The sequence below is a fragment of the Limnobaculum zhutongyuii genome (genome assembly GCF_004295645.1).
GTDB lineage: Bacteria > Pseudomonadota > Gammaproteobacteria > Enterobacterales > Enterobacteriaceae > Limnobaculum > Limnobaculum zhutongyuii.
Genome location: NZ_CP034752.1, coordinates 3,374,383 through 3,389,050, shown reverse-complemented (window position 1 = coordinate 3,389,050; position 14,668 = coordinate 3,374,383). Strand labels below are relative to the sequence as shown.

General features: G+C 44.5%; 4 protein-coding genes and 1 pseudogene. 4 read left to right on the top strand and 1 reads right to left on the bottom strand.

Annotation, left to right across the window (positions count from 1 at the left end; genetic code table 11):
• Nucleotides 1–92 precede the first annotated feature (92 nt).
• From EKN56_RS15140 to EKN56_RS15125, 3 genes and pseudogenes are all read left to right on the top strand, one after another.
• Entirely contained in the window at nucleotides 93–4,991 is a 4,899-nt protein-coding gene (locus EKN56_RS15140; protein WP_130592552.1) for an autotransporter outer membrane beta-barrel domain-containing protein, read from the top strand.
• A 597-nt stretch (nucleotides 4,992–5,588) separates the two neighbouring features.
• Nucleotides 5,589–8,365, top strand: a pseudogene (locus tag EKN56_RS15135) (autotransporter outer membrane beta-barrel domain-containing protein).
• A gap of 460 nt (nucleotides 8,366–8,825) precedes the next feature.
• Nucleotides 8,826–12,122, top strand: coding sequence for a S8 family serine peptidase (locus EKN56_RS15125; RefSeq protein WP_130592549.1), 3,297 nt, complete (start codon nucleotides 8,826–8,828; stop codon nucleotides 12,120–12,122).
• Between the two features lie 370 nt (nucleotides 12,123–12,492).
• Here EKN56_RS15125 and EKN56_RS15120 read toward each other — a convergent pair whose 3' ends face one another.
• Nucleotides 12,493–13,386 (bottom strand): LysR family transcriptional regulator, encoded by an 894-nt coding sequence (locus EKN56_RS15120; RefSeq protein WP_130592548.1) that lies wholly within the window; start codon nucleotides 13,384–13,386, stop codon nucleotides 12,493–12,495.
• 167 nt (nucleotides 13,387–13,553) lie between these two features.
• Between EKN56_RS15120 and EKN56_RS15115 the strand changes: the two genes are divergently transcribed.
• Complete coding sequence (locus EKN56_RS15115; RefSeq protein WP_185955846.1) at nucleotides 13,554–14,231, top strand: nitroreductase; 678 nt, start codon at nucleotides 13,554–13,556, stop codon at nucleotides 14,229–14,231.
• The last annotated feature ends 437 nt before the right edge of the window (nucleotides 14,232–14,668 follow it).

The window sequence follows — 14,668 nt, the reverse complement described above, 5'->3', positions numbered from 1 at the left end:
AATATATGTATTTTTATATCAGGCAAATGAATCAGGTTGTTATCTGAGTTTATTCATGTGTCGAAAAGGATGATTTAATTAGGATTATTAGGATGAAAAAAAGACTCGACAAGTTGACTAACGGTAAATACAAATTTAATTCTCTTCATAAAGCCATTGTATTCTCTTTCCCGGCGGTATATCTGGGCTTCTCAATGAGTGCTATTGGGGCACAAACATTGACTGATGGTCAGGATATCTATGTGAATGGTTTGAATACCGGAACATATGATTTACTGTTAAATGGTGATGTTAGCTGGAATACGGCTTTTAATATTAATTCCGCAGGAAAATCAACTATTGCGATTGATGGTAATGGCAACATTATCACTATCAGTACTAACAGCGGACAACGTTTGTTTGATATCAATCAGGCGTTGGACACAATCTCTATCAAGAATGCCACTATTACAGCCGATCCATTTAGTGGGGCACGTTCAACCCTGATTAAGATCGATTCATCAAAAACTACGCTAAATCTTAATCTGGAAGGGACGACTTTCCTGAATATCGGTCCGACTAACTATACTTCAGGCTCTTCAGCAGACTACGGTCCTATCCTGTCCATTCGTGGTGGGTCCGGTTCTGTAATGAATATTGAAGGGGGTATTGCGGGCTTATTATTCAAGGGTAACCACGGATTGTGGGATCAACCGGGTGCGGTAGGTCTTTATTCTGACAATACCATGAATTTTAACGGTAAAGTGACTTTTGATAGTAACTGGACTGGTAACTACGGTGGTGCAGTAACCGTATATGAGTCAAATGGTAGCGTGATGAATTTTAATGGCGAAGCCAATTTCATCAATAACCATTCCTCTGTTTTTGGTGGCGCTATCGATTCCTGGGGTGGTGCAGCAACCCTGACCTTTAACGGACCAACTAATTTCACCGGCAACTATGTTTATGGATCGACGGTCGATTCCCTTGAATACCCGAACCATGTTAATGACCAGCATTCTCGTGGCGGTGCGATTAATATTGGTTATCTGAATCCGGGTTCTGCTGGTGTGCTTCTGAACTTCAATAATACCGTAACTTTCAAGAATAACTTTGTTGTCGAAACCAAAAATAATCGTGATGCATTGGGCGGTGCTGTCAGTGCTTATGGTAACGGTGGTAACTACAACTACCTGATGAACTTTAACGGAGCGACCACCTTTGACGGTAACTACGTTTACTCATTAACCGGCGATGCTTACGGCGGTGCGATTTATTATGATGCCGGTAATAAAGCAGTATTAAATCTGGGTCCTGGTTCAACCGTTACCAACAACGTAGCTAAAACTCAGGGTGGTGCTATCTATCTGGAAGGCGGCACCATTAACTTGAATGCTAACGGTGGCGATATTGTATTCCAGGGCAACCGTCAGGGCGCAACCTTTACCGATATTGGTGGTGGAATTTATGCACCAGTAGCTGGTACGGGAGATCCTAACGCTATTTATCTGGGTGGTTCAGGTAGCCTGAACATGGATACTGCTGCGGACAACCTGATTCACTTCTATGATCCAATTGCTTCTGTTTCCAGTGCAACAATGGAAATTAATAAAACCGGTGACGGCGAAGTGATTTTCCATGGTAACAGCAACAATCCGGGTGATGCTTTATATAACTCTGATATTAAAAACAACACGAATGTTAATGGCGGAAAATTCACATTAGTGGATGGCGTTAGCTACGGTAACGTAGGATTTGGTACTTTTTCAGTTAATGATAAAGCAACCCTTCAGGGCGGTGATAAGACTACACTGACAGCTAAAGGTATTAACATTAACTCAGGCGGTACAGTTCTGGTTAATGGCGGCATCTTTAATCTGACTGCTGGTGCGAATAATGTAGTTTCAACCGCAGGTTTGTTCACCGGTGCGGGTACCCTTGTTGCTCCAGTAATTTCTTTAAGCAATAGCGCTACTAACACGACTGTTGCAAATATCGAATCTGGCAAAGAGCTGATTGTGGATGCGCTGTTGCAGGATGCTGGCTCATTTAATAAAACTGGTGAAGGTACGCTGGTACTGACCAAAACTAACACCTTTACTGGCGAGACCACCATTGATGGCGGTACGTTAAAAGCAAATGTCGTTGATATTATTGCTGCCAGCTCCGGTCTGAAAATCACCGCAGGCGTGTTTGATCTGAATAACTTTGACCAAACGGTAAAAAGTCTGAGTGGAACCGGATCTATCACGATGGGTACCGGCAACTTAACGGTTAAAGACACCGATACTACCACCTATGACGGTATTATTAGTGGTAACGGTAGCCTGACTAAAGACGGTTCAGGTTCACTGACGCTGACCGCTGAAAATACCTATCAGGGTGGTACCAACGTTAAGGCTGGCACTTTAGTGGCAACACAAAGTAAGGCATTAAGCAGCGGAGATATCGTCAATAACGGTACATTACAGCTCGATTTTGCTAAGGATGAAGCGTTAGCTAACGCTCTGTCTGGCACCGGTACACTGAACAAAACCGGCAGCGGCAAAGCGACATTAACCCATAATGGCGGAAGTCAGGGTGATGTTAATGTGAAAGCCGGTACACTGCGTTTTGAACAAGCAGGCGATTTTAACGCCGCTAACGTAACCAGCGATGCTCAGGCAACGTTATCTATGGCTGCTAATGCTACGCTGGCTGTTGCTGAAAAATTCAAAGTCGATGGTAAGTTTGATGTGGCTGCCGGTAATGCCGCTTCTGTCGTGACGGCAAAATCTGCTGAAATTGGTAGTGACGCAACCTTTAATCTGTCTGGTTATAGTGTTCCAGCGACCATGAACAGCAAAGAGCTGGGTAGTAATGAGTTCCGTGTTATCACCACTTCAGCAGCAGGTAAACTGGCGGGGGATTTCAAATCGATTTCTGTTGGTGGTGCAGCCAGTGAAGTTGATTATCTGACCCTGACTCCAACTAATGACAAGCAAAACTACAGTATTGGCCTGGGCCTGTCCTGGTACGCTGCTGAATCTAAATCGCCTGAAAAAGCGCACGGTAGCTTTACTCTGGCTGACCAGAAAGAATTCTTTGATTTAGGCGCAGTTCTGGCGGATGAAGCAGCTAATGCGGCAACCAACTGGGATGGTAAAACACTGACGAAAGCGGGCGAAGGTACACTTCAACTTTCCAGTGCGAATACCTATACCGGTGCAACGTTGATTAACGCAGGTACATTACGTGCCGGAAGCGCTGATATAATTGCCAAGAGCTCACAGGTAACCGTAGCTGATGCTGGAACCTTTGATCTGAACAACTTTGACCAGCACGTTAATAACCTTAACGGAGCAGGTAAAGTTACTTTAGGTAGCGCAACCTTAACCACCACCAATGACGTAAATAATACCTTTAGCGGTGTGATCAGCGGTGCAGGTAACGTTGTTCAGGAAGGTAATGGCCAGTTAACCATCACTAACAGCCAAACCTACCAGGGCACTACCAACATTAATGCTGGTTATATGACTCTGCTGAATAACGCAGTGTTGGAAAGTAGCAACGTGACTATTGCCAAAGGTGCAGAACTGGGCGGTTACGGTGGCGTAAACGGTAGCGTGACCAACGATGGTTTACTGGCAACGGCTGATGCAGCTAACGGTTATGCTGCGGAACCTGCGGGTAACTTCACCATTGGTGGTAACTTCACCAACAATGGTGAAATTCGCATGGCCAGCCCGGATCCACGTAGCCAAACTATCGTCAAAGGTAACTACATTGGTAACAACGGTCTGTTAACCCTGAGTACTGTACTGGGTGGCGATAACTCTATTACTGATAAGTTAGTTATCTCTGGTGATACCTCTGGTACCACTAACGTGGTGGTGAACAACGCCGGTGGCGAAGGTGCTCAAACCAAGAAAGGCATCGAAGTTATTAGCGTTGGTGGACAATCAAACGGTCAGTTCACATTGGCTAACCGCGTAGTGGCAGGTGCTTATGAATACAGTCTGTATCAGGGACTTCCGTATGAAGAAAACGGCAACTGGTATCTGCGTTCTGTTGGACCAGAGAACAAGCCGCAACTGCGTCTTGAAGCCGGTATCTATTTAAGCAACCAGTCAATGGCCAGCGTATTACAATCACTGACACTGTTTGACCGTCAGGGTAGCCAGTTCAGAAGCGCAGATAGCAGCACATGGGGTCGTATTATCGGTGGTCGTGTTGATAATAAAGCCGGTAATGGTGCCCTTGATACCAACAGTGATTACACCCTGATTCAAGTTGGTGGTGACTTACTGAACTATACCGCAGGTGATACGGGTACTGTTGTTGGTGTGATGGGTAGTTGGGGTGATGTGGACTCTGATACCAGCAGCAAAGCCAATATGAACGGTAAACAATACAGCGCTACCGGTACGGTTGAAGGTTTCAGTCTGGGTGTGTATGCGACCTGGTTTGCTGATGCTAAAGATCAGAAAGGCGCCTATGTTGACGGTTGGTCTCAGTATGGTTGGTACAATAACAGCTCCAGCGGTGAAACGATGTCAACCGACAAGTATGATTCTACGTCGATGACATCATCACTGGAAACGGGTTACAGCTTTGTCCTTAACGATAATGCTATGAACGAATGGCGTTTAATTCCTCAGGCTCAGGTTGTTTATAATGACTACTCAGCAGACAGCTTTGTTGATTCTGGTAAAACGAAAGTTGATGGTCAGAAGAATGATAACTGGAGTACGCGTTTAGGCTCCCGTGTAACCGGCAAAATCAAAGGCGAGAGTTATACTCATCGTCCGTTTGCTGAAGTTAACTGGTGGTACAGCAAAGACGGCGCTTCCGTTAAGATGGATCAGGATACCGTTAAGCAAGATATGCCGAAAAACCGTGCTGAGTTGAAACTGGGTCTTCAGAGTGAATTTGATAACAACTGGAGTACCACTGTGAGCGTAGGTGGTCAGGTTGGCGATCAAAGCTATCGCAGTATGCAGGGCGGTATTAACGTTCGTTATGCGTTTTAATTAAAAGCGACCAGGTAATGCAATAGAAAAACGGCGTGTCATTGATGGCACGCCGTTTTTATTTTTATGTAATACCAAAAAATAAAAAATATTTATTGTTTATATTAATAAATTATAAAAACAACTTTTATCCTCATAAGTTATTAACTTCTAGCATTGTTCATTCACTTCACATATTAAAAATGTGATTCTTATAAAATATTTTTCATTTTAATATTGACTTAATTTAATGAATGAAGTTGTTGGTAATTTTAATTTAAAAATTCAGTCATGATTTAAATGGCTTATTTTAATGTAGTGATATTTATAAGTTGCTTGTTTTTTAAGGGTAATTTTTATTTTATTGTCTATGTTTTTCATTGTTTTTTAATTTATTTTTCTATTTAAAATAGGTTGTTACATTTTAATTTTTATTAAATTAAATTGAAATAACCTTCATAAACAATGAATTATAATATTTTTAAATGAATTAATTAAAATTCAAATATGTTGTCGTTTAAAAATATTAAATTTTAATTATAATGCTTTAGTGCGATATGGAATTAGTTAGAAATTAATAAATGGTTTAATTCTTTTTCATTTTTTAAAGGAGTAAAAATGAAATTCAGAAAAAATGCTATCACCGAATCTATCCTTTCTGTTGGTTTCCTCTTACCTTTCATCAGCTTTAGTGTATTGGCCGACGCCAATGTGCCTTGCGGCAATGGTGCAACAATTAATAATACGACGGTATTTGGTGGTGCTTATGTGGCATCTAATAACTGTGGCAATAACGTAACCATTACTACTTCAGGAAGCAAAACCATATTTGGCGGAAGTGAAACCAATAATACTAACGGTATCTATTTCGCCATGAATGGCCCTCATCCGGCTTTTATTTTTGGTACTGATCTATCGGTTACCACATCAGGCAGCACTGTTGATGCCATTCGTACTAATGGAACAGCGTCTACTAATGGGATTTACACGATTATTGCCGGCGATCGTGCCATCATCACCGCAAAAGGTAGTAACAGTAATGGTATTAACGTTGCGCAAAGTCCTAATGCCGGAGCGGGCTATGGACGGGTTTATCTTGGTCAGGAGAGTACGGTTACCGTAAAAAATGGTGTCGCGGTTCGTGTTAATTTAACCTCTCAGGAGCCTTTTTATAACCTGGCTTATATTGGTGATAAATCTAGTATAGAGGCGGGTGGTGTTGGTAGTAATAGTTCTAACTCTGTCGGATATGCTGTCTATGCAGGCAACCGTGATAGCGTATCAACCAACGGGACGGCAAAGGGAACCAATGCTGTCGCTATTATTGGCTCCGGAAGTACCATAAAAACAACGGGTAACAATGGCTATGCAGTTTATGCCAATAAAGGTGGTGTGATTCAATTACAGGGTAGTACAGGTCTGGCAACGATCTCTACCACAGGCATCGGCGCAGATGCGCTGCGCGCTGAGAAGAAATTAACCTCAGACAATAATTTCAATGCGCTAGGCGGAAGAATTGAACTAACCGGAGATACCACGATTAGCGTGGCGCAATCGGATACTGCCTATTTAATGCATACGCTGGGCGACGGGTCAGTGATTACCTCTGCTCAAACCAACTATTATACCGGTACTGAAGATAAGCTTTATGATGGTGCAGGAACGCTGATTAACCAGGCAGCTAAAGTCACCTCTTCAACCTCGGGTATTTATCATCTTGATGGCAAATTATATGCGGAATCGGGCCTGATTGATCTCAGTATGAAAGACGACAGTCAATTTACCGGTACTACCGCCGTTGGGCAGTATGTTTATAAAGACGCCAGCAATGCCAACGTAACGGACAATCTGGGTGTCATCAATTTGAATATTGATGGTGCAAACAGTATCTGGAATATGACGGGTGATTCTGAACTCACTAACCTTACCTTAACAAACTCCAGCCTGAAGTACAGTGAACCAGCAGTCGGGGGCACTTTTACGCCTAAACTATTAACCGTTGATAACAATTATAATGGTAATGGCAGTACGCTGATTCTGAATACTGTACTCGGTGATGATAGCTCTGCCACGGATAAGATGGTGGTGAAAGGGGATACCGCAGGTCAGACCGATGTTCAAATCAATAATATTGGCGGCAACGGTGCGCTAACCAATGTGGGAATTGAGATTATTACTGTTGCGGGTAATTCTTCCGGAACCTTCAGTAACAGCAAGCGTATTGTAGCTGGCCCTTATGACTATTTTGTACGTTCAGGTAGTTCGATTAGTGGTGCTAATCCTAAAAACTGGTATTTGATTTCTACGATAGAGCCAGAACCAACGCCAGATCCCGACCCTACACCGGATCCGATCCCAGATCCGATTCCGGATCCTGTACCAACGCCGGACCCAACTCCAACACCAGATCCGGAACCCCAGAATATTACGCCATCCTATCGTCCGGAATTTGGCAGCTACATTGCCAACCTGAGCGCGGCTAACACGATGTTTATCACCCGATTACACGATCGTTTAGGTGAAACGCAATATATCGACGCATTAACCGGAGAGAAGAAAGTTACCAGTATGTGGATGCGTCATGTTGGTGGGTATAACAGTTTCCATGATGGCAGCGATCAGTTAAAAACTACCGGTAGCCGTTATGTGATGCAAATTGGTGGTGATTTAGCTCAGTGGAGCAGTGATGGTTTAGATCGTTGGTTGCTGGGGTTATGGCTGGTTATGGAAATAATCACAGCCATACCGATTCAATCTATTATTCATCCAAAGGCAGCGTTGATGGCTACAGTGCGGGGCTTTATGGCACCTGGTATGCCAACAATCAGGACAAAACGGGCGCTTATGTAGATACCTGGGTGTTGTATAACTGGTTTAATAACGAAGTAAGCGGCGATGATATCAATACTGAAACATATAAATCCCGTGGCGTGACAGCCTCCATTGAAAGTGGTTACAGCTTTAAACTGGGGCAAAGTGAAAATGCCAGCTACTGGTTACAGCCTAAAGCACAAATCGTTTGGATGGGCGTTAGCGCCAATGACCGAACTGATGATAATGGTACCCGGATAAAAGACGATACCGATAGTAATCTGATGACCCGTTTAGGCATTCGCGCCTATGCCAATGGCCACAGCCATGTGGACGATGGTAAAGACCGTGAATTTGAACCTTTTGTTGAGCTGAACTGGTTACATAATACCGATAACTATACGGTGAATATCGGTGGTCTGTCTGACTCTCAGCAAGGGGCTAAAGATCTGGCTGAAGTTAAACTGGGCGTGGAAGGGAAGTGGAATAACAATATTACTTCCTGGATTAACGTCGGTCAGCAGTTTGGCAGTAATACCTATCGTGATACTCAGGGTATGATTGGTATTAAATATAGCTTCTAACCGTTCGTGTTTAAAACGGCTTCTGCGGTAATGAAATGTAATCCGTAGAACTGAATAACAACAGCGTGCCTTTTAAAGCACGCTGTTTTTTATGCGTATCAAACGCCATACCTTTTATTTACCGTGCTAAATAGCCCTGAATTTCCGCTTCAACCACCCCAAAAACCACGCTTTTCTATCGTGATATATCCCAACTACTTAACAATAACCAAATAAAAAAACCAGAATTTAATCAAATGATTTAAATAAATATCGTAAATTTTAATATCAGAAGCACATCACAAAATAAGAACTATCCTGTAAGTGTAAAAAAGTATGTTGATATTTATCAATATGTAACCAGTCAATAAGTGGTCAAACTTAGCGCCGTAGTTTGGTACCGCGTTAAATCAAAATAGAAAGTGGCATCGTTGCCACTAACAGAAACGTTTATATAAGCCTCGCTTGAAGGAATTTTTATATGAATACGATGTTCGATACATTTTTTGATAGTGCTCACCAAAAATCGCTTATTACTCATAAAAAACAGGAAAAAACCACAGGGCTAACGAAGTCTGCGGTTGCTTTGGCTATTGCTGCGGCAACGTTATCCATGTCCGGTGGTGCCTCTGCTGCTTATGTCGAAACAGGACAAATTGGCGATAAAACCAGCTGGGAAACCGAGGAGTACAGTAAAGATTGGGGACTGAAGGCCATGAAAGCCTCAAGTGCCTATGCGCTGGGCTATTACGGGCAGGGCGTCAGAGTTGGGGTAATGGACTCCGGAGCGCTACTGTTTAAACATTCCGACCTGAATGGCGATCGCTTTCATGCGGTTCATGCCTCGGGAGTCTACGGTTCTTCTGGCTTACGCTACCCACAGGTAGCAACCGAGGGCCAGCAGGGTGCTTATGAAAAGGGTGAAGCCTTTGATATCACCGGTGAATGGGTATTAGGCCTTAATGACGGACACGGTACCCACGTAACCGGCACCGTCGGCGCTAACCGCGATGGTGAAGGTATGCACGGTGTAGCCTGGGGTTCCGATATTTATGTCGGCAACAATGGGGGCACCGATAGCAACAACTATGGCCCATTCCAGGATTACCAGTACTTCTATACCGGCTGGAAAGCTATGGTGGATGCGGGAGCTGAAGTTATCAATAACAGCTGGGGTACCAATATCCGTATTGTGGACCGGGGCACAACCGGAAGCGATAACGGTAATACCGGCGTTCACCTTCCGGCAGATAACATCAACCAGTCAGAATATGAGTATTTCTATTTCAATAAAATGTATGGTGATAACCCGTCATTTGTTGATGCAGCTTACGATGCGGTAAAAGGCACCTCGGTGGTACAGATTTTTACCACCGGCAACCGTGACTTTGCGAACCCATTCTATCGCGCCCTTTACCCCTATTTTAATCCGGAGGCTGAACAGCACTGGATTGCGGTGGCTGGATTACAACGTGTAACCGGAACCGATAATTACGCCCTCTCTTATACCTGGAACGAAGCCGGTGATGCCAAATGGTGGACGGTGGTAGCGCCGGGTAGTGTGATTTACTCAACAACAGTGAATTCAACCACTGGCGAAGCTGGTTGGGGAAATTCATCCGGTACCTCGATGTCAGCACCTCATGTTGCCGGGGCGATGGGCGTTCTGATGTCCCGCTATCAGGATATGAGTGCGATTCAGGTGCGTGATGTGATGTTTACCACCGCTAACCACCTGAATCCGGACGGCAGCGTATTAAACGGCTGGACGGCAGCAGATGGTGTACCGGATGTTCGTTACGGCTGGGGTATTCCGGATCTGGATAAAGGCATGTACGGTCCGGGTCAGTTCCTTGGTAAATTTGAATACAACATGGCAACTACACCGCTGGATGTCTGGAGTAATGACATCAGTCAAAAAGGGCTGGATGCGCGTCAACAAGAGGATCTGGCGTGGTTGCAAGCCTATCAGGCCAATGGCATTGCTGCCGGTGGTGATTATGAGTTAGGTGATGACTTTGTCGTCAGTGATGGCAATAGCGATCCTACCGATCACATTATCGATCTGGCGGATGCAGAAAAATGGCGTCAGGAATACTACGACAAACGTGCAGCGGCAATTCAGGCCAAAATTGATGCCGGTCTCTATACCGCGACGTTGGTGAAGCAGGGGGCCGGTACTTTAGTGATGACCGGCGATAATACCTATGCTGGCGGTACTACGGTTGAAGGCGGTACGCTATATGGTTTCACTGAATCATTTGGTGATGGCAAAGTGATGGTCAATGGCGGCCAGTTTGGGGTTATTTCCAGTTATAACGACAGCTTTACGCTAAAAGGTGAGCTGACATCAACGGAAAGCCATAAAGCTAATATCGAAGTTAATGCCGGTGGTACCTACGTGATTAGTGCCGAGGAGAGTGTCAATGTAGGTGCACTGACCTTTAATGATGGCTCGATGATTACCGTCGGTTCCACTCGCCGGGACGTATTTAACGATGCTTATTTGCATGGCATTACCGCAACGGGAAGCGTGACGGCAGATACCTTAACCGATGCGGATAAAGCGATAATCACCCCGGACTATGCTTTCTTTAAGACCGATCTGGCGATTTCTGATAACACCATTACTGCCACGTTCGGTCGTAATAATGATGTTTCATTTGCCAGCTATGGTAATCACAGCAACGGTCGGGCAATTGCACGTGCCATTGAGGCGTCAGGGGCTACGCCAGTGGCATCACGCTCAGTCAGTCCTGCCGCTTTAAGCTCTGGTGGTCTCTACGATAAACTGTTAACCGCCACTAAAGATGAGGTACGCAATACCTTCAATTCTCTTGGTAGCGATATGTATCTGAACACGCGCAACGCCAGCATTGTAAACTCCATGACTACCACTCAGGTGATTAAAGATCAGGCTGCGGGTTCTGGTAATGGCCGTAAGGTAGAAATGGCGGATGGTTCCGCTCGTCTGTGGATGGCTGGTATCGGCAGTTGGTCTGAGGTGGATTACGGTCAGTCCAATATGGATGTGGATTTCTATGCGGCTCTGATTGGAGTGGAAGCGGATATCGCCGCCAGTACTAAGATGGGAATGTTCTTCGGTACCGGTTCTACCAAGTTTAAAGGTGGCACACATGGTAAAGTGGACAGCAATGATATGCACCTTGGTTTGTACGGTATCACCAACTTCGCTGAGGTCGCTTCACTGAGTTATGGTTTGATGTACACCCATCAGGATGCGGATGCAAAACGTAATTTAGTGGTGGTGAATGATATTGGCAGCAATTCGGTTTCTGCGGATGCTGATATTGCACAAATCTTCACTGAAGCTGCATATTTGGGGCTGAATACCAGTAGTTATTCCATCGAACCTCATCTGGGCTTCAGTTGGATGCATATCAAATCTGATGATTACACTGAAACTGTCAGCGATATGGCATTTAAAACCAAAGTTGACGATCAGGACCTGCTGGTAACCACCTTTGGCGTTCGTGGCGGCCTGCCGTTTACCGTTGGTGAGTTACCGATGACTGTGAAGGCCGATATCTATGGTATGCACTTCGCCGGAGATAACACCGCAGAGGCTACCATGTATCTTGCGGATTCAGGTGTGGCAAATATCAAGGGCGGTAAACTGTCGACGATGGCGGGAGCCGCGCTGGGTGTTGAAGCACAAATCACCAAGTCAGCTTCATTCGGCGTGTCATATACCGGGGCTTACAACAGCGATATCACCTCAAATGGTGTTTACGCGAAGTTGAAAATTGACTTCTAAAACTTAACCAACCCGATTCACGTATGGAGAGCAAATTTCTGTACGTGAATCATACTTATTGCCTCGTCAGACGCGCTCCGTAGCTAAGTACCAATGGTCTTCCGACCGAGCATCAGGATGATATGAGCAATATCGTTTTTACGGCCGGAATATACACAATTGCTGACGAAGCCAGATGATTCAGTTTTATGTTTTAGCATAGCCAATCGAAGGGAGAGATTGCCGTTGGGGTCGTAGCAGCTTTAGCTGCCGGAGCGCCCCTAGGGAATCTAGGCCCGGAGCACTCCGTAGCTAAGTACAAATGGTCTTCCGGCCGAACACTAAGATGATATGAGCAATATCGTTTTTACGGTCGGAATATCCACAATTGCTAATTTACCGACTTAAACCACTCACAAAGAAAATCAACAAAAACCCTCACCTTTGGCGACAAATGCCGGTTCGACGGCCAAATCAGGCTAAAGCGAGTGGGGCCTTCAATATATTCATCCAGTACGGTACACAGGGTTCCGTTACTTAGTGCTTCAGTCACCATAAAATCGGGAATACAACCAATGCCAAGCCCGCTGACGGTGGCAGAGCGCAACGCATCAACATTATTGCAGGTGATGATATGTTTCATCCGCAATGAGTATTCGTCATTGGGTGTTTTTAATGGCCAGCGCTGCATCCTGCCGCTATTGGGAAACCGGAACCGAATGGCACTATGTTGTTCAAGTTCTTGTGGACTGGTGGGAATCCCATAACGTTCAAGATAGTCTGGTGAGGCACAAAGGCGTAACTGAAATAAATACAGAGGGCGAGCCATCAGACGGGAATCTGACAGTTCACCGCCACGAATGGCCACATCAATTCGTTCATCAATCAAATCAACCATTCGATCGTTAAAGTCCAGCTCTAATTCTATTTCCGGGTAGCGCCGAATAAATTCAGGCAGTGCCGGTAGTAGTAGGTGATAGCTGACATTAGGTGCACTGATACGCAATACCCCTCTGGGTACTTCCTGGGTTTGTGTCAGTGCGGCATGGGCATCATCCAGATCGTCGAGGATCCGGCGGCAGCGTTCGAGAAACATCGCCCCTTCATCGGTTAAGCGAATACTACGGGTAGAGCGCTGAAACAGACGAACCCCAAGCTGCTGTTCCAGCCGGGTTACGGCTTTACCGACTGCCGAAGGGGTAAGCCCTAACGCACGACCTGCGGCAACAAAACTGCCCAGCTCGGCCGTGCGGACAAAAGCGTTAAGTGCAGTTAACCGGTCCATCCTCATTTTCCCTTATTCTGTTTCAATTCGAGCGTTTTATTCCATTATATATGGAAATCAGCGCTGATTATTATTGAATTAGAGAAAGTTATAATAGCAACCCGTTTACAAGGTCGCGGTGGTAAACCATCGCGCAGCAACCAGCCAATCAGCATAAGGAGACTCTCTTGCAAACGCTACTTCCATTCGATCAGGCCGTTCGTGCCCGCCATTCTGTTCGCCATTTTTTAGCTAAACCTTTGGCCCAGGAAACCTTAATCAGTATTGCTAATGATGCTCAACTGGCTCCCTCTAACTGTAATACTCAGCCGTGGAACGTTCATATTGTTTCCGGAGCCAAGAGAGAAGTCCTTAGCCAACGCCTGCTGCAAGCTGATGCACAAGGTTTGCATTCTCCTGACTTTAGTTTTGATATGCAGGCATTTGGTGGTGCTTATGGTGAAAGAAGAAAACAGCAGGGTAAGATTTACTACCAATCCATCGGTATTGCTCGCGACGATCTGGAAGCCAGAAAAGCGGTAGTGAAAAATAACCTGAATTTCTATGGTGCGCCCCATGCGGCTTTTCTGTTTATGCCATCGTTTGGCGATAATGTACGCACGGCCGGTGATATTGGTATGTATGGACAAACTTTTTTGCTGTCGCTGGCTGCTCGCGGCTTAGCCGGTATTCCACAGACCATACTGGGCTTTTATGCCGATACGATTCGTGAGTTCCTGAGCATTTCACCAGAATATAAATTGCTGTTCGGTATCTCGTTTGGTTATGAAGATCGGAATGCTCCTGCCAATCAGTTTAAGATGGGACGCGCACCGTTGAATCAAAGTGTTACTTTTCATGATTAAAATGGGCCCCAGTATTATTGATAAAAGGTAGCGCTGATTAGATTTCAATGACTGGTTTTTCAATAGAATATCTTAAGCTTAATATATACAACCCCCCCATTAATTTTCGGTAGTATTAGTGGGAGGGTTGATATTTATTGTTAACTAATAAAATAGATAGCTGAAACAGGAAAGAGGCTAGCTATAAGGTGTGTATATATTATTGGTGGTGATTGTTTTTATATATAAAATTTTGATTTTTAATTGAATTATTATTCATAAACACTAATTAATAAGATGTTTTTTTAAGTAATAAAATCTGATTTTTTTTCTTTCGTTATCCGGTTTTTATTTGATCTGCTATAACTAAAACATATTAATACTATGGTTTGATAGTTGTTCAAACAGGTTTGATTTTCTCATTATATTGAAAGTCAGGAATGAATCAGACAGTCGAT